20 protein-coding genes are annotated in these 20,835 nt (G+C 69.9%); all 20 read right to left on the bottom strand.

Annotated elements, in window-relative coordinates; translation table 11 throughout:
• Positions 1–51: 51 nt before the first annotated feature.
• The 20 genes from ACWEJX_RS11385 to thrC all read right to left on the bottom strand — a co-directional run bounded on the left by ACWEJX_RS11385 (position 52) and on the right by thrC (position 20,834).
• Positions 52–426, bottom strand: coding sequence for a F0F1 ATP synthase subunit epsilon (locus tag ACWEJX_RS11385; protein ID WP_359523352.1), 375 nt, complete (start codon positions 424–426; stop codon positions 52–54).
• Between the two features lie 113 nt (positions 427–539).
• Positions 540–1,979: a F0F1 ATP synthase subunit beta gene (atpD, locus tag ACWEJX_RS11390; RefSeq protein ID WP_451607253.1), complete on the bottom strand. Its 1,440-nt coding sequence runs from the start codon at positions 1,977–1,979 to the stop codon at positions 540–542.
• Entirely contained in the window at positions 1,979–2,896 is a 918-nt protein-coding gene (locus ACWEJX_RS11395; RefSeq protein WP_451607254.1) for a F0F1 ATP synthase subunit gamma, read from the bottom strand. Before ACWEJX_RS11395 ends, atpD begins: the two co-directional genes overlap by 1 nt.
• A 20-nt stretch (positions 2,897–2,916) precedes the next feature.
• The gene (gene atpA / locus ACWEJX_RS11400) at positions 2,917–4,512 is read right to left on the bottom strand and encodes a F0F1 ATP synthase subunit alpha (RefSeq protein WP_403792042.1); all 1,596 of its coding nucleotides are present in this window, start codon (positions 4,510–4,512) and stop codon (positions 2,917–2,919) included.
• Positions 4,513–4,641: 129 nt separating this feature from the next.
• Positions 4,642–5,457 (bottom strand): F0F1 ATP synthase subunit delta, encoded by an 816-nt coding sequence (locus ACWEJX_RS11405; RefSeq protein WP_403792044.1) that lies wholly within the window; start codon positions 5,455–5,457, stop codon positions 4,642–4,644.
• Positions 5,454–5,999: a F0F1 ATP synthase subunit B gene (locus ACWEJX_RS11410; RefSeq protein WP_403792046.1), complete on the bottom strand. Its 546-nt coding sequence runs from the start codon at positions 5,997–5,999 to the stop codon at positions 5,454–5,456. The genes ACWEJX_RS11405 and ACWEJX_RS11410 overlap by 4 nt, the downstream gene beginning before the upstream one ends.
• A 41-nt stretch (positions 6,000–6,040) precedes the next feature.
• Positions 6,041–6,274: an ATP synthase F0 subunit C gene (gene atpE / locus ACWEJX_RS11415; protein WP_010474382.1), complete on the bottom strand. Its 234-nt coding sequence runs from the start codon at positions 6,272–6,274 to the stop codon at positions 6,041–6,043.
• Positions 6,275–6,363: 89 nt separating this feature from the next.
• Positions 6,364–7,173 carry a F0F1 ATP synthase subunit A gene (atpB, locus tag ACWEJX_RS11420; RefSeq protein ID WP_451607255.1) on the bottom strand — a complete coding sequence of 270 codons (810 nt, stop codon included), beginning with the start codon at positions 7,171–7,173 and terminating at the stop codon, positions 6,364–6,366.
• A gap of 225 nt (positions 7,174–7,398) precedes the next feature.
• A complete protein-coding gene (locus ACWEJX_RS11425) occupies positions 7,399–7,812 on the bottom strand; it encodes a hypothetical protein (protein WP_451607256.1) in 414 nt (137 codons plus the stop codon).
• A 263-nt stretch (positions 7,813–8,075) separates the two neighbouring features.
• Positions 8,076–9,413, bottom strand: a complete 1,338-nt coding sequence (locus tag ACWEJX_RS11430) for an MraY family glycosyltransferase (RefSeq protein ID WP_451607257.1) — start codon at positions 9,411–9,413, stop codon at positions 8,076–8,078.
• A 117-nt stretch (positions 9,414–9,530) separates the two neighbouring features.
• Complete coding sequence (locus ACWEJX_RS11435) at positions 9,531–10,784, bottom strand: serine hydroxymethyltransferase (protein WP_451607258.1); 1,254 nt, start codon at positions 10,782–10,784, stop codon at positions 9,531–9,533.
• Positions 10,785–10,902: 118 nt separating this feature from the next.
• A complete protein-coding gene (locus ACWEJX_RS11440) occupies positions 10,903–11,556 on the bottom strand; it encodes an arsenate reductase/protein-tyrosine-phosphatase family protein (RefSeq protein ID WP_451607259.1) in 654 nt (217 codons plus the stop codon).
• On the bottom strand, positions 11,553–12,200 hold the full coding sequence (locus ACWEJX_RS11445) for an L-threonylcarbamoyladenylate synthase (RefSeq protein WP_451607260.1): 648 nt from the start codon (positions 12,198–12,200) through the stop codon (positions 11,553–11,555). Before ACWEJX_RS11445 ends, ACWEJX_RS11440 begins: the two co-directional genes overlap by 4 nt.
• 40 nt (positions 12,201–12,240) lie before the next feature.
• Positions 12,241–13,086: a peptide chain release factor N(5)-glutamine methyltransferase gene (gene prmC, locus ACWEJX_RS11450; protein ID WP_403792059.1), complete on the bottom strand. Its 846-nt coding sequence runs from the start codon at positions 13,084–13,086 to the stop codon at positions 12,241–12,243.
• A gap of 100 nt (positions 13,087–13,186) precedes the next feature.
• Positions 13,187–14,263 carry a peptide chain release factor 1 gene (prfA, locus tag ACWEJX_RS11455; protein WP_451607261.1) on the bottom strand — a complete coding sequence of 359 codons (1,077 nt, stop codon included), beginning with the start codon at positions 14,261–14,263 and terminating at the stop codon, positions 13,187–13,189.
• 115 nt (positions 14,264–14,378) lie between these two features.
• Complete coding sequence (rpmE, locus tag ACWEJX_RS11460) at positions 14,379–14,597, bottom strand: 50S ribosomal protein L31 (protein ID WP_046909139.1); 219 nt, start codon at positions 14,595–14,597, stop codon at positions 14,379–14,381.
• Positions 14,598–14,752: 155 nt separating this feature from the next.
• Positions 14,753–15,847 carry an LCP family protein gene (locus ACWEJX_RS11465; protein WP_451607262.1) on the bottom strand — a complete coding sequence of 365 codons (1,095 nt, stop codon included), beginning with the start codon at positions 15,845–15,847 and terminating at the stop codon, positions 14,753–14,755.
• 204 nt (positions 15,848–16,051) lie between these two features.
• Positions 16,052–18,085, bottom strand: coding sequence for a transcription termination factor Rho (gene rho / locus ACWEJX_RS11470; RefSeq protein WP_451607263.1), 2,034 nt, complete (start codon positions 18,083–18,085; stop codon positions 16,052–16,054).
• Positions 18,086–18,563: 478 nt separating this feature from the next.
• The gene (gene thrB / locus ACWEJX_RS11475) at positions 18,564–19,481 is read right to left on the bottom strand and encodes a homoserine kinase (RefSeq protein WP_403792067.1); all 918 of its coding nucleotides are present in this window, start codon (positions 19,479–19,481) and stop codon (positions 18,564–18,566) included.
• Between the two features lie 282 nt (positions 19,482–19,763).
• The gene (gene thrC, locus ACWEJX_RS11480) at positions 19,764–20,834 is read right to left on the bottom strand and encodes a threonine synthase (RefSeq protein WP_451607264.1); all 1,071 of its coding nucleotides are present in this window, start codon (positions 20,832–20,834) and stop codon (positions 19,764–19,766) included.
• Between the last annotated feature and the right edge of the window lies 1 nt (position 20,835).

Genomic DNA, 20,835 nt, shown 5'->3' on the forward strand with positions numbered 1-20,835 from the left:
AGATGTTCCGGACCGTGCCGCGGCTGAGGGTAAGGCTCTCGGCGCGGTCCGCTAGCGGACCGCTACCGCGCGCAGCCGGACCTCGGCGCGCCGCTCGGCGGCGGCGTCCTCGTCAGACTTCGCACGCTCCAGCGCGCGCTCGGCACGCTGGGCGTCGATCTCGTCGGCCAGCTCGGCGATCTCCGCGAGCAGAGACAGCTTGTCGTCGGCGAACGAGATGAAACCGCCGTGGACGGCGGCCACGACCGTGCCGCCCTCGCTCGTACGGATGGTCACGGGGCCCGACTCCAGCACACCGAGCAGCGGCTGGTGACCGGGCATGACGCCGATGTCGCCGGAGGTGGTACGCGCGATGACCAGGGTGGCCTCGCCGGACCAGACACTCCGGTCCGCGGCGACCAGCTCGACGTGCAGCTCAGCAGCCAAGGGTGGGCTCCTCGGGTCACCACCCGGCGGTGCTGCCGGGTGTTGGGATCAATTCTAGTGGGCGTGGAGAGGGGGGCGGGACCGATCCCGCCCCCTCTCGGAGAGCACGGGGCTCAGGAGACGCCGAGCTCCTTGGCGTTGTTCTTGAGGTCCTCAAGACCACCACACATGAAGAACGCCTGCTCCGGGAAGTGGTCGAACTCACCGTCGCAGATCGCGTTGAACGCGGCGATCGACTCGTCGAGCGGAACGTCCGAACCGTCCACGCCGGTGAACTGCTTCGCCGCGTGGGTGTTCTGGGACAGGAAGCGCTCGACACGGCGGGCGCGGTGGACAACGAGCTTGTCCTCCTCGCTCAGCTCGTCGATACCGAGGATCGCGATGATGTCCTGGAGGTCCTTGTACTTCTGCAGGATGCCCTTGACGCGCATGGCGGCGTCGTAGTGGTCCTGCGCGATGTAACGCGGGTCCAGGATCCGGGACGTGGAGTCCAGCGGGTCCACGGCCGGGTAGATGCCCTTCTCGGAGATCGGACGGGAGAGAACCGTCGTCGCGTCGAGGTGGGCGAAGGTGGTCGCCGGCGCCGGGTCGGTGAGGTCGTCGGCGGGGACGTAGATCGCCTGCATCGAGGTGATCGAGTGACCACGGGTCGAGGTGATGCGCTCCTGGAGGAGACCCATCTCGTCGGCCAGGTTCGGCTGGTAACCCACCGCGGAGGGCATGCGGCCGAGCAGGGTCGAGACCTCGGAACCGGCCTGCGTGAAGCGGAAGATGTTGTCGATGAAGAACAGCACGTCCTGCTTCTGCACATCGCGGAAGTACTCCGCCATGGTCAGACCGGCCAGGGCGACGCGCAGACGGGTGCCCGGGGGCTCGTCCATCTGGCCGAAGACCAGCGCGGTCTTGTCGAGAACGCCGGCCTCCTCCATCTCGACCATGAGGTCGTTGCCCTCACGGGTGCGCTCACCGACGCCCGCGAAGACCGACACACCCTCGTGCAGCTTCGCCACACGCATGATCATTTCCTGGATCAGAACGGTCTTGCCGACACCGGCACCACCGAACAGACCGATCTTTCCACCCTTGACGTACGGGGTGAGGAGGTCGACGACCTTCAGGCCGGTCTCGAACATCTCGGTCTTGGACTCGAGCTGGTCGAAGGCCGGGGCCTTGCGGTGGATCGCCCAGCGCTCGGAGCCCGCGACCGAGGACGGGTCCTCGTTCAGGACCTCGCCCAGGGTGTTGAACACCTTGCCCTTGGTGACGTCACCGACGGGGACGGTGATGGCCGCACCCGTGTCGGTCACCGGGGCCTGGCGGACCAGGCCGTCGGTGGGCTGCATGGAGATGGTGCGGACCAGGCCGTCACCGAGGTGCTGCGCGACCTCGAGGGTCAGCGTCTTCGTGCCGTCGCCGGACGGGTCCGGAACGTCGACGTTCAGCGCGTTGTAGATCTCCGGCATCGCGTCGACGGGGAACTCCACGTCGACGACCGGGCCGATGACCCGGGCGACGCGGCCCGTGGCGGCGGCCGTCTCAACAGTGGTCGTCATTACTTGTCACTCCCCGCGGTCGCGTCGGCCAGGGCTGCGGTGCCACCGACGATCTCGCTGATTTCCTGGGTGATTTCGGCCTGGCGGGCCGCGTTGGCAAGTCGGGTGAGGTTGGTGATCAGCTCACCCGCGTTGTCGGTCGCCGACTTCATCGCGCGCCGCGTGGCGGCGTGCTTCGAAGCCGAGGACTGGAGCAGCGCGTTGTAGATCCGGCTCTCGACGTACCGCGGCAGCAGCGCGTCGAGGACGTCCTCGGCCGACGGCTCGAAGTCGTACAGCGGACGGAGGGTGTCCGCCGGGCCGGCCTCCTTCGCCACCTCGTCGAGGCTGAGGGGCAGCAGCCGGGCCTCGACCGCCGTCTGCGTCATCATCGAGACGAACTCGGTGTAGACGATGTGGAGCTCGTCCACACCACCCTCGGCCGTGTCCTTCTCGATCGCCTCGATCAGCGGCTCGCCGATCCTCTTGGCGTCCGCGTACGTCGGCTCGTCCGTGAAACCGGTCCACGTGTCGGCCAGCGCGCGCTCACGGAAGTTGAAGTGCGCGACGCCACGGCGACCGACGACGTAGATGTCGACCGCCTTGCCCTCGCCCTCCAGCTGCTTGATGAGCCGCTCCGCCGCCTTGATGGCGTTGGAGTTGAAGGCGCCGGCCAGACCGCGGTCGCTCGTGAGGAGCAGGACCGCGGCGCGGGTCGGGTTCTCCGCCTCGGTGGTCAGCGCGTGCTTGTCGTTCGCACCCGTGGCGACCGCGGTCACCGCACGGGTGAGCTCGGTCGCGTACGGGGTCGACGCCTGCACCTTGCGCTGCGCCTTGACGACGCGGGAGGCGGCGATCATCTCCATCGCCTTGGTGATCTTCTTCGTCGCGGTGACGGATTTGATGCGACGCTTGTAGACCCGGAGCTGCGCTCCCATGAGTCAGGTCCCTTCCGTCGTCACTTCGAGACGTTGACGGCGGAGGCGTCGTCGCCGAGCAGCTTGCCGTCAGACGTCTCGAACTGCTTCTTGAACTCGGCGATGGCGTCGGCGACGGCCGTCAGCGTGTCGTCCGACATCTTCTTGCCCTCGCGGATGGAGGTCATGAGCGCCGACTTGTTCTGGCGCATGAACGCCAGCATCTCGGCCTCGAAGCGACGGATGTCCGCGACCGGGACGTCGTCCATCTTGCCGGTGGTGCCGGCCCAGATGGAGACGACCTGGTTCTCGGTCGGCATCGGCTGGTACTGAGCCTGCTTGAGCAGCTCGACCATGCGCTGACCGCGCTCCAGCTGCGCCTTCGACGCGGCGTCCAGGTCGGAACCGAAGGCGGCGAACGCCTCCAGCTCACGGAACTGGGCCAGGTCGACGCGCAGACGGCCGGAGATCTGCTTCATGGCCGGGTGCTGGGCGGAGCCACCGACTCGGGAGACCGAGATACCGACGTTCAGGGCCGGACGCTGGCCGGCGTTGAACAGGTCGGACTCCAGGAAGCACTGGCCGTCGGTGATGGAGATGACGTTGGTCGGGATGAACGCCGAGACGTCGTTGGCCTTGGTCTCGACGATCGGCAGACCGGTCATCGAACCGGCACCCAGGTCGTCCGAGAGCTTGGCGCAGCGCTCGAGCAGACGGGAGTGCAGGTAGAAGACGTCACCCGGGTACGCCTCGCGGCCCGGCGGGCGGCGCAGCAGCAGGGAGACGGCGCGGTAGGCGTCGGCCTGCTTCGACAGGTCGTCGAAGACGATCAGGACGTGCTTGCCCTGGTACATCCAGTGCTGACCGATGGCAGAACCGGTGTACGGCGCCAGGTACTTGAAGCCGGCCGGGTCGGACGCCGGGGCGGCGACGATCGTCGTGTACTCGAGCGCACCGGCCTCTTCGAGGGCCGCGCGCACGGACGCGATGGTGGAGCCCTTCTGGCCGACGGCGACGTAGATGCAGCGGACCTGCTTGTTGACGTCGCCCGAGCGCCAGTTGTCGCGCTGGTTGATGATCGTGTCGACGGCCAGGGCGGTCTTGCCGGTCTGGCGGTCACCGATGATCAGCTGACGCTGACCACGGCCGACCGGGGTCATGGCGTCGACGGCCTTGTAGCCGGTCTCCATCGGCTCGTGGACCGACTTGCGCTGCATGACGCCGGGGGCCTGCAGCTCGAGGGCGCGGCGGCCCTCGGTCGCGATCTCGCCGAGACCGTCGATCGGGTTACCGAGCGGGTCGACGACGCGACCCAGGTATCCCTCACCGACGCCGACGGAGAGGACCTCGCCGGTGCGCTGCACCGACTGCCCCTCCTCGATGCCGCTGAACTCGCCGAGGACGATCGCACCGATCTCGCGCTCTTCCAGGTTCAGCGCGAGGCCGAGGGTGCCGTCCTCGAACTTAAGCAGCTCGTTCGCCATGGCCGAGGGAAGACCCTCGACCTTCGCGATACCGTCGCCGGCCAGGCTGACCGTGCCGACCTCCTCGCGCGAGGCCGCGTCCGGCTGGTACGACTGGACGAAGTTCTCCAGCGCGTCCCGGATCTCCTCCGGCCGGATCGTGAGCTCCGCCATCTGGGTTCCCTGCTCTCCTTGTTGGGCCCGAAGTTTCTTAGGGGTCTGGGGGCGACCCCCAGGAATCTTCTGCAATCTCTGCACGGCCCAACCGGGCCGCTGGTCATGCTTGTTCAGTTCTGGCCGAGGTCAGCCGGCCAGGCGGCGGGTCGCCTCGTCGAGGCGCTCCGCGATGGTGCCGTTGATGACCTCGTCGCCGACGCGCACCGCGATCCCGCCGAGGACCGTCGGGTCCACGTCCAGGTTCAGGTGCATCTGGCGGCCGTACAGCTTGGCCAGAACGGCGCCGAGGCGCTGCTTCTGCTGGTCGGTGAGCGGCACCGCCGAGGTGACCACGGCGACCATCCGGTCCCGGCGCGCCGCGGCGAGCTTGGACAGGGACTCGAGTCCCGCTTCCAGGCTACGTCCCCGGGGCTGGGTCACGAGACGGACGACCAGGCGCTCGGTGACCACGTTCACCTTGCCGCCGAGCAGGCTGCGCAGCAGCTCGCCCTTGGCGGTGGCGGTGGCCTTCTTGTCCGTCAGCGCCGAGCGGAGCTCGTTGCTGGAGGAGACGATCCGGCCGAACCGGAACAGCTCGTCCTCGACGTCGTCGAGGCCGCCCGCCTTCTGGGCGGCGGTGAGGTCGGCGATGTTCGCCAGTTCCTCGACGCCGTCCACCAGGTCGCGCGAACGCGACCAGCGGGAGCGCACCATGCCCGAGACGATGTCGACGGCCTCGCCGCCGACCTGTCCGGCCAGGAGTCGCTGCGCGAGCTCGGCCTTGGCCTCGCCCGCCTGCGCCGGGTCGGTCAGGACCCGACGCAGCGACACCTCGCGGTCGAGCAGCGCGGTGACCGCGGCCAGCTCGCCCGCGAGCTTGCCCGCGTCCACCGACGTGTTGTCCGTCAGCGCGTCGAGGGCCTCACGTGCGGCACTCAGTGCCTCGCGGCTCGCTCCGTTCATCGCACGGCCTCGGCCTTCTCCTCGAGCTCGTCGAGGAAGCGGTCGATGGTCCGGCTCTGACGAGCGTGGTCCTCGAGGGCCTCGCCGACCAGCTTCGCGGCCAGGTCGGTGGCGAGCTTGCCGACGTCCTGGCGCAGCGTGGCGGTCGCGGCCTTGCGGTCGGCCTCGAGCTGGGCCTGACCGGCGGCGACGATCTCCTCGCGCTGGCGCGTGCCTTCCGCCTTCATCTGCTCGATGATCGCGGCGCCCTGCTCGTTCGCCTCCTGGCGGAGACGCGCGGCTTCGTGGCGGGCCTCGGCGAGCTGAGCCTTGTACTGCTCCAGCACACTCTGAGCCTCGATCTGGGCCGATTCGGCCTTCTCGATGCCACCCTCGATGGCCTCGCGGCGCTCGTCCAGAACCTTGTTGATGTTCGGGAGGAGCTTCTTGGCGAGGAAGCCGAAGACGATGACGAAGGCGATCAGGCCGATGACGAGCTCGTCGAGATGCGGGATGAGCGGAGGCTGCTCCTCCGCCGCTTCCGCAAGAAGCAGAGCGTTCACATCAGTGCCTTCCGTAAAAGAATCGGGCTGTCAGGGCCGGCTTACTTGTAGACGAAGCCCATGACGATGCCGATGAGGGCGAGCGCCTCACAGAAGGCGAAACCCATGATCTGGTTGGTACGGATCAGGCCGGCCGCCTCGGGCTGACGGGCGAGGGCCTGGGTGCCGTTACCGAAGATGATGCCGACGCCGACGCCGGGGCCGATGGCAGCGAGGCCGTAGCCGATGGAGGCGACGTTTCCGTTGACGGCGGCGAGAGTCTCGAGAGCGGACATGCCGGTTCTTCCTTCTCTTTCAAGGACCCGGTGGGGGTTGGCCACCGGACGACTGTTGGTAAGGGGGGTGGTGCTGCTGCCGGGCCGGCTCAGTGGTGCTCGGCGAGCGCGCCCTGGACGTAGCTGCAGGCCAGGAGGACGAAGACGTACGCCTGGACGGCCTGGATGAAGAGCTCGAAGGCGGTCATCACGATGACCATCACGAAGGACGCGCCGGCGTAGACGAAGCCGAGGCCGTTCATGAGGTACCAGGTGGCCAGCGAGAACATCACGATCAGCAGGTGACCGGCGAACATGTTCGCGAACAGTCGGACCGCGTGCGTGAAGGGCCGGATGAGCAGGTTCGAGAAGAACTCGAGCAGCATGATCAGCGGCAGGATCGCGCCCAGCGACTTGTCGTAGCCGAGGATGTTCTTCCAGCCGCCGACGAAGCCGTGCTTCTTGAAGGTCAGCGACACCCAGGTCACGTAGACGATCAGCGCGAGGGCCGCCGGGAAGGCGATCAGCGAGGTGACCGGGAACTGGGCGACCGGGACGATCGACCACAGGTTCATGATCCACACGAAGAAGAACAGCGAGACCATGAAGGGGACGTACTTCTGTCCGTCCTTCTTGCCGATGATCTCGTAGACGATGCCGCGGCGGACGAAGTCGTAACCGGCCTCGCCGACCATCTGCATCTTGCCGGGGATCAGCTTCGGCTTGTTGAACGCGGCCCAGAAGAAGCCGACGACCACGATCGAACCCAGGATGGCGAGCAGCATCGGCTTGGTGAACTCGAAGCTGCCCACGGTGAAGATGGGCTCGTACATGAACGTGTGCAGCCCCGGCGCCGGGAAGCCACATCCAGAGAAGATGTGGCAATCCGGGTCGAAGGCAAGCGTCTGGTCAGCACTCACCGCGGGCTCCTTCAGCGTGGCGCATAGGTACGGCAACCTCGTTGTGTCGGCGCGGCACGCAGCCGCGGGTCGGCACTGGACTGGTCTTACGGATAAGGGGGCGGCGGTTCGGCATCGAGCCTCGCGCTGGGTCAGGCGCCGCTTCGGATGCCCGCGCCCGCAGTGCCGCAGTTGGCACCGGACGATAGCAGGAAGCCGAACGCGTCTTTATCCCGGCCCTACCCTTCACGGCTTCGGCCCCGTTTTGTCGGGGTCGACATACATGATCTTGGCCTTCAGATAGGCCCGGGCCTGTGCGGCGACCCACACGATGGTGGTTCCGAGCAGCGTGAAGGCGAAGGCCTTGAAGTCGAACGCCGTGGTGTTCTTCAGCAAGGCCAAGAAGATGAAGAGCAGGAGCAGTTGGGCCGCGTAGAGCATGAGCAGCATCGGCTGGAACAACTGCGGAAGCTTCTTCGCCGTCCGCTGCAGAACCACCAGCCCGATGCCCATGAAGAGGATCACGACCGCGGTGCCGACGACGGCGCCGAGCGCGCCCTTGCCACCGGCGACCACACCGCTGACGACCGTGGCGATGACGCCGGCGGCGGCGGTGGGCACTGCGGTGAGCAGCAGGGTGCGTGCGTCGTTGGACGGCATGGCGGTGTCTCCGCTTGCTGGAGGGGGCGATGGTGTCGTCATGGACGAGCGTAAGCCCGGTCCGAGGTGGGTCTCGGGGCCTAAGGGACCGTCGCACTACGGTCTTTCGGCACTGTCGCCGGGTCTCGTGAACCGTATCACAAACTATTTGAATAGGTCTTTACCCGTGTGGTGTGCCAACTGTCACACGTGAGAGTGACCGCGCGCGTGTGTGCACGACAGGGCGTCGACTTGTCTGGTAATGGACCAGCGTGGGGCTTTCGTCAACCCCGCGCCCCGGCCTTACTCCGGTCGGAGAAACGCGAACGGTGGCCGATGGCGGTCGCTCCGTTGACTCCGGCGGGTACGGGCTCCAGCTCCTCCTCGACGCGGTCCTCCCCCGCGAGGTCCGCCGCCTCCGGCGCCTCGGGCCCGGTGTCGGGCACCGCCCGGACCCGGCGCCGGTAGCGCGGCGGGACGACCGCCTCGGCCCAGCGGGGGGCGCGCGGCGAGAAGCGCGGCAGCAGGAGCAGCACCAGGCCGACGGCGCTCAGCAGGACCACGCTGAGGACGATCCACATCGACGTCGAGTGCACCGAATAGGCCAGCGTGCCGAAGGCGATGAGCGCCGACCAGAAGTACATGATCAGCACCGCGCGGCTGTGCGAGTGCCCGATCTCCAGGAGCCGGTGGTGCAGGTGCCCGCGGTCGGCCGCGAACGGCGACTGGCCCTTCCACGTACGGCGCACGATCGCCAGCACCAGGTCGGCCATCGGGATCGCGATGATGGTCAGCGGCAGCACCAGCGGGATGAAGACCGGCAGGGCCGCGTGCGTCGCGGCCTTCGTCGACCCCTCGAAGATCTTCAGCGCGTCCGGGTCGACCTGACCCGTGATGGAGATGGCGGAGGCGGCCAGGATCAGACCGATCAGCATCGAGCCGGAGTCGCCCATGAAGATCCGCGCCGGGTGCATGTTGTGCGGCAGGAAGCCCAGGCACATGCCCATCAGGATGGCGGCGAAGAGCGTCGCCGGGGCGGCCGCCTCGATGCCGTAGCTGAACCAGATCCGGTACGCGTAGAGGAAGAAGGCCGCGGCGGCGATGCACACCATGCCGGCGGCCAGACCGTCGAGACCGTCGACGAAGTTCACGGCGTTGATGGTGAGCACGACCAGGGCGACGGTCAGCAGCGTGCCCTGCCACTGGGTCAGCGCGACCGTGCCGACACCCGGGATGGGCAGCCACAGGATCGTCAGACCCTGCATCACCATCACGCCGGCGGAGATCATCTGCGCGCCGAGCTTGATCAGCGCGTCCAGCTCGAACTTGTCGTCGAGGACGCCGATCAGCCAGATCAGGGCGGCGCCGGAGAGCAGCGCGCGCGGTTCGTTGGACAGCTCGAAGACGCTGTTGAGGTTCTGCAGGTGGTCGGCGACCAGCAGGCCCGCGCACAGCCCGAAGAACATGGCGATGCCACCGAGCCGCGGAGTCGGTTCTCGGTGCACGTCGCGGGCGCGGATCTCCGGCATCGCGCCGGTCGCGATGGCGAACTTCCGCACCGGACCGGTCAGCAGATAGGTCACCGCGGCCGTGACACAGAGCGTCAGCAGGTAATCACGCACGGGCTGCCCCACAGGAATCGCTGGCCATCTCAGCCCCACACCCTAGCCGGGCCGTCCCCATGGTCGAGGACACCCCGGGCCCGCGAACGGTTCCGCGCGGCCCGCTTTCCCGCCTATTCACCGGCCATACGGGGGAAATCGCCCGGCCAGCTCGCGTACTTCCGCGCGTACCCTCGCCGTCTCCTGCGGGTCGTCCCGCAACGCGGTGGTGAACAGTCCGGCAATTCTCGCCATCTCCGGCGACCCCATGCCCTGCGTCGTCACGGCGGCGGTGCCGAGCCGGATCCCGCGCCCGTCGCCGTACGGCAGCGCGCACGTGTCGAGCACCATGCCGGCGGCGGCGAGCCGGGCGCGCGCCGTGCGGCCGTCGACGCCGAACGGCGCGGGGTCGGCGGTGATCAGATGGGTGTCCGTGCCGCCCGTCGTCACCGCGAAGCCCTCGGCGGCGAGCGCGGCGGCCAGCACCCGGGCGTGCTCGACCACCTGATGGGCGTACGTGGTGAAGGCCGGCGTCGACGCCTCCCCGAAGGCCACCGCCTTGGCCGCGATGGTGTGCATCTGCGCGCCGCCCTGCGTGAACGGGAACACCGCCCGGTCGACGCGCTGCGCCAGCTCCTCGCCGCACAGGATCAGCCCGCCGCGCGGTCCGCGCAGCACCTTGTGCGTGGTGCCGCAGACGATGTCGGCGTACGGGACGGGGCTGGGCGCCGCGCCGCCGGCGATCAGGCCCAGGGGGTGGGCGGCGTCGGCGATCAGATAGGCGCCGACCTCGTCGGCGATGGCCCGGAAGGTGGCGTAGTCGAGGTGCCGCGGATAGGAGATGGACCCGCAGACGATCGCCTTCGGCCGGTGGTGCCGGGCGAGCGCGGCGACCTGCTCGTAGTCGACGAGCCCGGTCTCGGCGTCGAGCCCGTACGGCACGAAGTCGAACCAGCGGCCGGAGAAGTTCGCCGGCGAACCGTGCGTGAGGTGCCCGCCGTACGCGAGCCCCATGGCGAGCACCGTGTCACCGGGCCGCAGCAGCGCGGCGTACGCGGCGAGCACGGCCGACGACCCCGAGTGCGCCTGTACGTTCGCGTGGTCGGCCCCGAACAGCGACGTGGCCCGCTCGACGGCGATCCGCTCGACCGCGTCGGCGTACTCGCAGCCCCCGTGGTGCCGCGCCCCCGGATACCCCTCGGCGTACTTGTTGGCGAGCCGCGACCCGAGCGCGGCGAGCACCGCGGGCGACGTGAAGTTCTCCGCGGCGATCAGCTGCAGACTGTCCCCCTGCCGCCGCGCCTCGCCGAGCAGCACGTCGGCGACCTCGGGGTCCTGACGACGCAGTACGTCGAGCTCGTGCTCGGCTTCGGGTGGAGCGGTGACCGGCATGGGGGCACTCCGGGCGTGAGCGGGGCCTAGAAATCCACTGTAGGCACGCCTGGGCCGCCCCGCGCCCCGAGTTGGTGCACTGGGACTACCGACACGTCAAAACCCCGGCCAGACCCGCTCAGCGCTTCGCCGGGACGCCCGTCAGCGCCGTCACCACCGGGTCCAGCGCCTGCTGGATCTCGTCGCCGATCGAGCGGAAGAACGTGATCGGCGCGCCGTACGGGTCGTTCACCTCGTCCGCCTCCGCCGACGGGGCCAGGAGCCACCCGCGTAGAGCGGCGGCCGCGCGGACCAGGGCGCGGGCGCGGTCGACGGTGCCGTGGGTGCCGAGGGGGTCCGGGAGGGTGGCCGGGTCTATGGCGCGGACGAGGCGGGTGAACTCCTTCAGGGTGAAGGTGCGCAGGCCCGCCGAGTGGCCCATCGAGATGACCTGCGCGCGGTGGTCGCGGGTCGCGGTGAGGACCAGGTCGGCGCGGATGACGTGCTCGTCGAGGAGCTCGCGGCCCGCGAAGCCGGTGTGGTCGGCGCCGAAGTCCGCGAGGACGAGTTCGGCGTTGGCCTCCATCGGGGCGCCCTCGTGGCCCCAGGTGCCCGCGCTCTCCACGATCAGGCCGCCGCTCATGGGGTCGCCGAGCCGGTCGACGAGGGCATGACGGGTCAGCCGCTCGGTGATCGGCGAGCGGCAGACGTTGCCGGTGCTGACGTGGAGGATGCGGAAGGTACTGCGGTCGTGCTCGTGCCCCGCTATGCCACGCCCCTCAGGGGCGGTCAATTCGCCACCTCGAGGTCGGGTACCACCTTCCGGAGCTCCTCCGCGCTGAGCGCGCCCTGGCGCAGCAGCACCGGCACCTTGCCCGTGACGTCGACGATCGACGACGGCACGATGCCGGGCGTCGGGCCGCCGTCGAGGTACACGGAGACGGAGTCGCCGAGCATGCCCTGCGCGGCGTCGCAGTTCTCCGGCGACGGGTGCCCGGTGAGGTTCGCCGAGGAGACGGCCATCGGGCCGACCTCGGTGAGCAGCTCGATCGCGACCGGGTGCAGCGGCATCCGGATGGCGACGGTGCCACGGGTGTCGCCGAGGTCCCACTGGAGCGACGGCTGGTGCTTGGCGACGAGGGTCAGCGCGCCGGGCCAGAAGGCGTCGACGAGCTCCCAGGCCGCCTCGGAGAAGTCCGTGACCAGGCCGTGCAGCGTGTTCGGGGAGCCGATGAGCACGGGCGTGGGCATGTTGCGGCCCCGGCCCTTGGCGGCCAGGAGGTCCGCGACGGCCTCCGAGCTGAAGGCGTCCGCCCCGATCCCGTACACGGTGTCGGTGGGCAGCACGACCAGCTCGCCGCGTCGCACGGCGGACGCGGCCTCACGCAGACCCGTCGCACGGTCCGTCGCCTCGTTGCAGTCGTATCGCCGTGCCATCAGTCCCGCTCCTCCTCGTACACGTCGTGCATCTGCCTGGTCATGGGGTCGCCTTGCGCGCCGTCGCGAAACGCGGCCGGTTGTTCAGGTCGGGGTGGTCGGCGGCGTCCGCCCAGCCGGCCTCCTCGTTGAAGATCCACGGCACCTGGCCGCCCTGGGTGTCCGCGTGCTCGATGACGACGAGTCCGCCGGGCCTGAGCAGCCGGTGTGCGGTGCGCTCGATGCCGCGGATGGTGTCGAGGCCGTCCTCGCCGGAGAAGAGCGCCATCTCGGGGTCGTGGTCGCGGGCCTCGGGCGCCACGTACTCCCACTCGGTGAGCGGGATGTACGGCGGGTTGGAGATGACCAGGTCGACCTGGCCGTTGAGCTCGGGCAGCGCGGTGAGCGCGTCGCCCTGGTGCACGGTGACGCGCGAGCCCTGGGCGTTCTTCCGCGTCCACACGAGCGCGTCGTCGGACAGCTCCACGGCGTGCACGCGCGAGCGCGGCACCTCCTGGGCCATGGCGAGGGCGATCGCGCCGGAGCCGGTGCACAGGTCGACGATCAGCGGCTCGACGACGTCCATGGCCCGCACGGCGTCTATGGCCCAGCCGACGACCGACTCGGTCTCGGGCCGGGGCACGAAGACGCCGGGGCCGACCTGGAGCTCCAGGTAGCGGAAGAACGCGCGGCCGGTGATGTGCTGGAGCGGCTCGCGCGCCTCGCGGCGGGCGACGGCCTCCCAGTAGCGGGCGTCGAAGTCCGCGTCCTTGACGTTGTGCAGCTCCCCCCGCTTGACGCCGTGCACGAACGCGGCGAGCTCCTCGGCGTCGAAACGCGGTGAGGGAACGCCGGCGTCGGCCAGCCGCTGGGTGGCCTGGGCCACCTCGGCAAGCAGCAGGTTCACGCTGGTCCTCCGTGGTGCGGGTGGGGCTTTACAAGGTCGTGCGTCGTACGCCGGCTCGTCGTGTGCGGCCGCACGCGTCGCGGCCTTACGCGTCGCGGCCTTACGCGTTGGCGAGCTTGGCGGCCGAGTCGGCGTCGACGCACGCCTGGATGACCGGGTCGAGCTCGCCGTCGAGCACCTGGTCCAGGTTGTACGCCTTGAAGCCGACGCGGTGGTCCGAGATGCGGTTCTCCGGGAAGTTGTACGTACGGATCTTCTCGGAGCGGTCGACGGTGCGGACCTGGCTGCGGCGCGCGTCCGCGGCCTCGGCCTCGGCCTTCTCCTGCGCCGCGGCGAGCAGCCGGGAACGGAGGATGCGCATGGCCTGCTCCTTGTTCTGGAGCTGGCTCTTCTCGTTCTGGCAGGAGGCGACGATGCCGGTCGGCAGGTGCGTGATACGGACGGCGGAGTCGGTCGTGTTGACGGACTGGCCGCCGGGGCCCGACGAGCGGTAGACGTCGATGCGCAGGTCGTTGGCGTGGATCTCGACCTCGACCTCCTCGGCCTCCGGCGTGACGAGCACACCGGCCGCGGAGGTGTGGATGCGGCCCTGCGACTCGGTGGCGGGCACGCGCTGCACGCGGTGCACCCCGCCCTCGTACTTCAGCCGCGCCCAGACGCCCTGGCCGGGCTCGGTGGCGCCGTTGCCGCCCTTGGTCTTCACGGCGACCTGGACGTCCTTGTAACCGCCGAGCTCGGACTCGGTGGAGTCGATGATCTCGGTCTTCCAGCCGACGCGCTCGGCGTACCGCAGGTACATGCGCAGCAGGTCACCGGCGAACAGGGCGGACTCGTCGCCGCCGGCGCCGGCCTTGATCTCCAGGATGACGTCCTTGTCGTCGCTGGGGTCGCGCGGGACCAGCAGCAGGCGGAGCTTCTCGGTGAGCTCCTCGCGCTGCTTCTCCAGCTCCTTGACCTCGGCGGCGAAGTCGGGGTCGTCGGCGGCCAGTTCCTTGGCCGTCTCGATGTCGTCCGCCGACTGCTTCCACGCCTTGTACGTGCCGATGATCGGGGTCAGCTCCGCGTAACGCTTGTTGAGCTTGCGCGCGTTCGCCTGGTCGGAGTGGACCGAAGGGTCGGCGAGCTTCTTCTCGAGGTCGGCGTGCTCGCCGACCAGTTCCTCGACCGCTTCGAACATCGGGTGCTCCTGGGGTGAATTCGTGAAGGGCTGCTGCGGGAAATACTGCGGGGACGGCAAAGCGCCGGTCCGGTGCCCCCGTGCGGGAGCGACCCAGGACCGGCGCAGTGACGTGCTACTTCTTGGCCGCAGCCTTGCCGAAGCGGGCCTCGAAGCGGGCGACGCGGCCGCCGGTGTCGAGGATCTTCTGCTTGCCCGTGTAGAACGGGTGGCACTCGGAGCAGACCTCGGCACGGATGGTGCCCTCGGTCAGGGTGCTACGGGTGGTGAACGACGCGCCACAGGTGCAGCTGACCTGGGTCTCGACGTACTCGGGGTGGATCTCGCGCTTCAAGGTGTCTCCTAGTTCCGGGAGGGCTCCGGGTCGCCCGTGCGGGATGCACATGCGTGAACCGGGGCCGACGTACCAGTCTGCCAGGACCGGCCGCATCTCCCAAAACCGGGGTGGGTGCGGAACTATTCCCGGGCTTCCCCGAGCTCCCCCAGGGGCTACTTCACGAGGCCGCCGGCCTTGCCCGCGGCGGTGTCCCTGGTGGCCGACGCGGGGATCGGCCGGTCGGCCTTGAGGGCGTTCCAGACCTGCTGCGCCTGCGCCTCCAGGGGCACCACGCGGTTGGGGTCCACCGGGTCGTAGCGGACCGGCATCGTCACCATGTGGACGTCCTTGGCGCCGAGCCCGGACAGGCCCTTCGCGAAGCCCATCAGCTCGGCCGCGGAGTCGAGCTCGGAGTCCGGCGTGATGGCCTTGGTGGCGGTGTCGGCGACGTCGAAGAGCTTCTTCGGGTTCGAGAAGACGCCGACGCTCTTCACCTGGTCGATGAACGCCTTCATGAACGCCTGCTGGAGCTGGATGCGGCCGAGGTCGCTGCCGTCGCCGACGCTCTTGCGGGTGCGGACCAGGCCGAGGGACTGCTCGCCGTCCAGGGTGTGCGTGCCCGGGGCGAGGTCGAGGTGGCTCTTGGAGTCCTTGATGGCCTTGGTCGTGGTGATCTCGACGCCGCCGAGCTTGTCGATGAGCTTCTTGAAGCCGGTGAAGTCGACCTCGATGTAGTGGTCCATGCGGATGCCGGACATCGACTCGACGGTCTTCACGGCGCAGGCCGGCCCGCCGACCTCGTACGCGGTGTTGAACATGGCCCGGTGCTCACCGGCGACCTTGTTGCCCTTGGCGTCGGTGCAGCGCGGGCGGTCGATGAGCGTGTCGCGCGGGATGGAGACCACGGACGCCTTCTTGTGGCCCTCGTAGACGTGCACGACCATCGCGGTGTCGGAGCGGGCGGCGCCCTCGTCCCTGCCGTACTCGCCGTTGGCGCCGGAGCGGGAGTCGGAGCCGAGCACGAGGATGTCCATCGAGCCGTTGTCGACGTCGTCGGGCCGGTCCTTGCCGAGCTGCCCGTTGATGTCGACGCCCTTGAGGTTGCCGTTCAGCTTGACGTACACGTAGCCGAGCCCGGAGCCGCCGACGAGGACGACCCCGGCGGCGCCCCAGGCGGCGACGGTCGCGGCGCGGCGCCCCTTGGCGGGCGGCTTGCGGCGGTGACCGCCGCCGGCCCGTATTCGGCCCTTCGTCTTCTGCTCGCTCATCGCCATCCCTTAGCCATCGGTTCACCTTGGGTGACGGCGAACCACCCGAAAGGGTTGCATAGGAGGCTGTGGGGTTTCGGTGAGTGATCATCGCAAACACGACCGCGCCCACCGAGCGAACTCGGTGGGCGCGGTCGTTTGCGCAGGTCACGGCGAGGTTACGGAGGCAGAGCCTCGTGCTCTCGTGTGACGGACCTCTCGGCGTCAGTCGTTGTTGCCGCCGGGCGTCGTCTTCTGGATCTGCAGCAGGAACTCGCCGTTCGACTTCGTCTGCTTGAGCTTGTCGAGCAGCAGCTCGATCGCCTGCTGCTGGTCGAGCGCGTGCAGCACGCGACGCAGCTTCCAGGTGATGGCGAGCTCGTCGCTGCCGAGCAGGATCTCCTCCTTGCGCGTACCCGAGGCGTCGACGTCGACGGCCGGGAAGATGCGCTTGTCGGCGAGCTTCCGGTCGAGCTTGAGCTCCATGTTGCCGGTGCCCTTGAACTCCTCGAAGATCACCTCGTCCATGCGCGAGCCGGTGTCGACCAGCGCGGTGGCCAGGATGGTCAGCGAGCCGCCGTCCTCGATGTTGCGCGCGGCACCGAAGAAGCGCTTCGGCGGGTAGAGCGCGGTCGAGTCGACACCACCGGACAGGATGCGGCCGGAGGCGGGCGCCGCGAGGTTGTACGCGCGGCCCAGACGGGTGATGGAGTCGAGCAGGACGACCACGTCGTGACCCAGCTCCACGAGGCGCTTGGCGCGCTCGATGGCCAGCTCGGCGACCGTGGTGTGGTCCTCGGCCGGGCGGTCGAAGGTCGAGGAGATGACCTCGCCCTTCACCGACCGCTGCATGTCGGTGACCTCTTCCGGACGCTCGTCGACCAGGACGACCATCAGGTGGCACTCGGGGTTGTTGTGGGTGATCGCGTTGGCGATCGCCTGCATGATCATGGTCTTGCCGGTCTTCGGCGGGGCCACGATCAGACCGCGCTGGCCCTTGCCGATCGGCGACACGAGGTCGATGATCCGCGTGGTCAGCACGCCCGGGTCGGTCTCCAGACGGAGCCGGTCCTGCGGGTAGAGCGGCGTGAGCTTGTTGAACTCGGGGCGGCCGCGGCCGGACTCCGGCGCCATGCCGTTGACCGAGTCGAGGCGCACCAGCGCGTTGAACTTCTCGCGGCGCTCGCCCTCCTTCGGCTGGCGCACGGCACCGGTGACGTGGTCGCCCTTGCGCAGGCCGCTCTTGCGGACCTGGGCGAGGGAGACGTACACGTCGTTCGGGCCGGGCAGGTAGCCGGAGGTCCGGATGAACGCGTAGTTGTCGAGGATGTCGAGGATGCCCGCCACGGGGATCAGGACGTCGTCCTCGGAGACCTGCGGCTCGCCGCCGCCGGCGAACTCGTCACGGCCGCGACGGCCACGACGGTCGCGGTAGCGCCCGCGCCGGCCGCGCCGGCCGCCCTCGAAGTCGTCCTCGTCCTGCGGGCCCTGCTGGCCGCCCTGCGGACCCTGCTGGCCGCCCTGGCGCTGCTGGCGCTGGCCGCCCTGGCCACCGCCCTGCTGCTCGTCGCCCTTGCGGTCGCGCTGACGGTCCTGGCGGTCGCGGCGGTCGCGGCGGTCACCGCGCTCGCCCCGCTCACCGCGGTCGCGGCGGCCGCGGCCCTCGGCGCCGTCGACGGCGGCCTCGGCCTTGGCGTCGGCCTGCGGCTGCGCCTCGGTCCTGGCCTCGGCCGTACGGGCCTCGGTCTTGACGGCCTGCACGGCCTCGGCGGCCTTGGGCTCGGCGCCCTCCGGCGAACCGGCGGGGGCGGTGGCACGGCGGCGGCGGCGCTCGCCCGCGGGGGCGTCGTCGGCGGCCGGCTGGCCCGGGATCTCGATCTGCTGCTGGGCGACCGGCTCGGCCTTGTCGGCCTTCGGCGCGGCCTCGGCGGCGGTCTCGCCCGTACGGGCCTTGGAGGTGGCGCGGCGCTTCGGCTTGGTCTCGGCGGCGTCCGCGGACTTGGCGGACGCGGCGGCACCGGAGCCCCCGGCCTGCGCCTCCTTGATGACCTCGATCAGCTGGCCCTTGCGCATCCGCGCGGTGCCCCTGATGCCGAGGCCGGACGCGACCTGCTGCAGCTCGGCCAGGACCATGCCCTCGAGGCCGGTGCCGGAGCGGCGGCGCCGTGCGGTGGTGCCGGAGGCAGCACCTGCGGCGGGCGCGGCGGCGTCGACACTGTTGTCGGCAGTCACGCCCATCAGATCGGTGGTGTCGCTCACGAAGGGTCCTTCCCTGGAGCGGACGTCGGCCATCTGGCTCGGCGACCGGTTGTGCTGTCCGGCATCGGCCCTGCTTGGTGGGCCGTGTCGGGGCGGTGGTCCCGCCGGGTGCGGCGGAAAGAGAGAAAACGTGCTGGGTCCGGCCCGAGCGCCCCCTGCTCGGCCCTCACCAAGAGAAGAGCGAGGGGTGTCGTGCCGGTTCCGGAGCGTGCTCGAAACTGCTCAGGCAGGCTGCTCAGGCAGTGGAGGAGGCTCCCGGAAGAATTGGTGGTCCCTGATGGGGACACTCAGCACCGCGCCTTGAAGACGTCGGGTGCACAAGCTTGAGGTTAACACTACCGGCTCCAACAAACATTCCCCCTCTCCGTCACCGGCAATCCCGTGTCCGGCTCACCGGCGATCTCGTGTCCGCGCGGATCCCCGGCTCAGGAACCCGCGCGCACCGTGCGGGCCGCCCGGCGGGGACGGCCCCCGTGCGTCAGGGCGCGAGCGGCAGGACGCTCGCCCCGGAGTGGTCGAGGTCGAGCCGGTTGGCGGCCCAGCCCTCGCCCGCGAGCAGGGCGACCTTGTCGGCCGTTCCCGGCTCCGCCAGTGCGAGCACCGTGGGGCCCGCGCCGGAGATGACCGCGGGCACTCCGTCCGCCCGCAGCCGGTTCACAAGGGCGATGCTCTCGGGCATCGCGGGCGCCCGGTACTCCTGGTGCAGCCGGTCCTCGGTGGCCGCGAGCAGCAGCTCGGGGCGGCGGGTCAGGGCCTCGACGAGGAGGGCGGCCCGGCCGGCGTTGGCGGCGGCGTCCACGTGCGGGACGGTGCGCGGGAGCAGGCCGCGGGCGGTCTTGGTGAGGACGGGCTTTCCGGGGACGAAAACCACCGGAACGATGGAATCGTGGGGGTCCATCGTGATCGCCCGGGCGGCGCCGACCTCGGTCCAGGCGAGCGTGAAGCCGCCGAGCAGACAGGCGGCGACGTTGTCGGGGTGGCCCTCGATCTCGGTGGCGAGTTCGAGCAGGCCGGCCTCGTCGAGGCGGGCGTCGCCGCCTATGGTCACGGCGCGGGCGGCCATGATGCCGGCGCAGATGGCGGCGGAGGAGGAGCCGAGGCCGCGGCCGTGCGGGATGCGGTTGGCGCAGACGACCTCGAGGCCGCGCGGCTGCCCGCCGAGCAGGTCGAAGGCCGTGCGCATGGAACGTACGAGCAGGTGGCTCTCGTCACGCGGCAGGGTGTCGGCGCCCTCTCCGGCGATGTCGACGTGCAGCCCGGAGTCGGCGACCCGGACGACGACGTCGTCGTAGAGGCCCAGCGCCAGGCCGAAGGCGTCGAAGCCCGGGCCGAGGTTGGCGCTGGTGGCGGGGACGCGCACCCGTACGGCGGCGGCGCGGAACGCTGGACCGGCCATCGCTCGATGATCTCCTTGACGTGCGGGGTGACTCGAAGGAAGTACACGGAACCCGGGGGCCGTTCGCGCCTGAGGGCGACGACGGCGACAACACCGCACACATGTGGCGGGGCGGGTTCGATACAGCCTATCGAAGGAAGGTTCTGTGGCGACATAGGGCGCACAGGAGGCGCACGATGCGTGTCGCGGGGCAACCTGTGCATCTGTGTGGGTTCCTGATCGGGTTTTACCCCCGATCAAGAACCCACCCAGCGGTGCTTCGGTGGCGGCTCAGCGCCGGTTTCAGGCCAGGCCGAGGCGCTCGGCGGCGGCCGAGGCGTCGACCGGGACGGTGACCGGCTGCGGCGCGCCGGCGACGGCCCAGTCGGGGTCCTTGAGGCCGTTGCCGGTGACCGTGCAGACGATGGTCTGGCCCGGGTCCACCTTGCCCTGGGCGGCGGCCTTCAGCAGACCGGCGACCGAGGCGGCCGAGGCGGGCTCGACGAAGACGCCCTCCTGCGAGGCCAACAGGCGGTACGCCTGCAGGATCTCACGGTCCGTCACCTCGTCGATGAGGCCGCCCGACTCGTCGCGCGCGGCGATCGCGTACTCCCAGGAGGCCGGGTTGCCGATGCGGATCGCGGTGGCGATGGTCGCCGGGTCCTTCACGACCTCGCCGCGCACCAGCGGGGCGGAGCCGGAGGCCTGGAAGCCCCACATGCGCGGGGTGCGCGCGGCGAGGCCGTCGGCGGCGTACTCCCGGTACCCCTTCCAGTACGCGGTGATGTTGCCCGCGTTGCCGACCGGGAGGACGTGGATGTCGGGGGCGTCGCCCAGCATGTCCACGATCTCGAAGGCGGCGGTCTTCTGGCCCTCGATACGGACCGGGTTGACGGAATTGACCAGCGCGACGGGGTAGTTGTCGGACAGCGCGCGGGCCAGGTCCAGACAGTCGTCGAAGTTGCCGTCGACCTGGAGGATCTTCGCGCCGTGCACGAGGGCCTGGCCCATCTTGCCGAGCGCGATCTTGCCCCGCGGCACGAGGACCGCGGAGACCATCCCGGCGCGCACCGCGTAGGCGGCGGCGGAGGCCGAGGTGTTGCCGGTGGAGGCGCAGATGACGGCCTTGGCGCCGTCCTCCTTGGCCTTCGAGATGGCCATGGTCATGCCCCGGTCCTTGAAGGAGCCGGTGGGGTTGGCGCCCTCGACCTTGAGGTGCACCTCGCAGCCCGTGCGCTCGGAGAGGACCTGAGCGGGGACGAGCGGCGTGCCGCCCTCACGGAGCGTGACGACCGGCGTCGTGTCCGTGACCGGAAGGCGGTCCCGGTACTCCTCGATGATGCCGCGCCACTGGTGGGTGCCCTTGCTGGTCATG

This window comes from Streptomyces sp. NPDC004788 (assembly GCF_053601115.1).

What these genes read in the sequence shown, in the direction of transcription:
- atpA (WP_403792042.1), bottom strand. Translation starts at nt 4,512, where the DNA reads ATGGCGGAGCTCACGATCCGGCCGGAGGAGATCCGGGACGCGCTGGAG.
- ACWEJX_RS11445 (WP_451607260.1), bottom strand. Translation starts at nt 12,200, where the DNA reads ATGGCACGGCGATACGACTGCAACGAGGCGACGGACCGTGCGACGGGT.
- atpD (WP_451607253.1), bottom strand. Translation starts at nt 1,979, where the DNA reads ATGACGACCACTGTTGAGACGGCCGCCGCCACGGGCCGCGTCGCCCGG.
- ACWEJX_RS11405 (WP_403792044.1), bottom strand. Translation starts at nt 5,457, where the DNA reads ATGAACGGAGCGAGCCGCGAGGCACTGAGTGCCGCACGTGAGGCCCTC.
- ACWEJX_RS11465 (WP_451607262.1), bottom strand. Translation starts at nt 15,847, where the DNA reads ATGAGCGAGCAGAAGACGAAGGGCCGAATACGGGCCGGCGGCGGTCAC.
- ACWEJX_RS11395 (WP_451607254.1), bottom strand. Translation starts at nt 2,896, where the DNA reads ATGGGAGCGCAGCTCCGGGTCTACAAGCGTCGCATCAAATCCGTCACC.
- ACWEJX_RS11435 (WP_451607258.1), bottom strand. Translation starts at nt 10,784, where the DNA reads ATGCCGGTCACCGCTCCACCCGAAGCCGAGCACGAGCTCGACGTACTG.
- thrC (WP_451607264.1), bottom strand. Translation starts at nt 20,834, where the DNA reads ATGACCAGCAAGGGCACCCACCAGTGGCGCGGCATCATCGAGGAGTAC.
- atpE (WP_010474382.1), bottom strand. Translation starts at nt 6,274, where the DNA reads ATGTCCGCTCTCGAGACTCTCGCCGCCGTCAACGGAAACGTCGCCTCC.
- ACWEJX_RS11425 (WP_451607256.1), bottom strand. Translation starts at nt 7,812, where the DNA reads ATGCCGTCCAACGACGCACGCACCCTGCTGCTCACCGCAGTGCCCACC.
- thrB (WP_403792067.1), bottom strand. Translation starts at nt 19,481, where the DNA reads ATGGCCGGTCCAGCGTTCCGCGCCGCCGCCGTACGGGTGCGCGTCCCC.
- prfA (WP_451607261.1), bottom strand. Translation starts at nt 14,263, where the DNA reads ATGTTCGAAGCGGTCGAGGAACTGGTCGGCGAGCACGCCGACCTCGAG.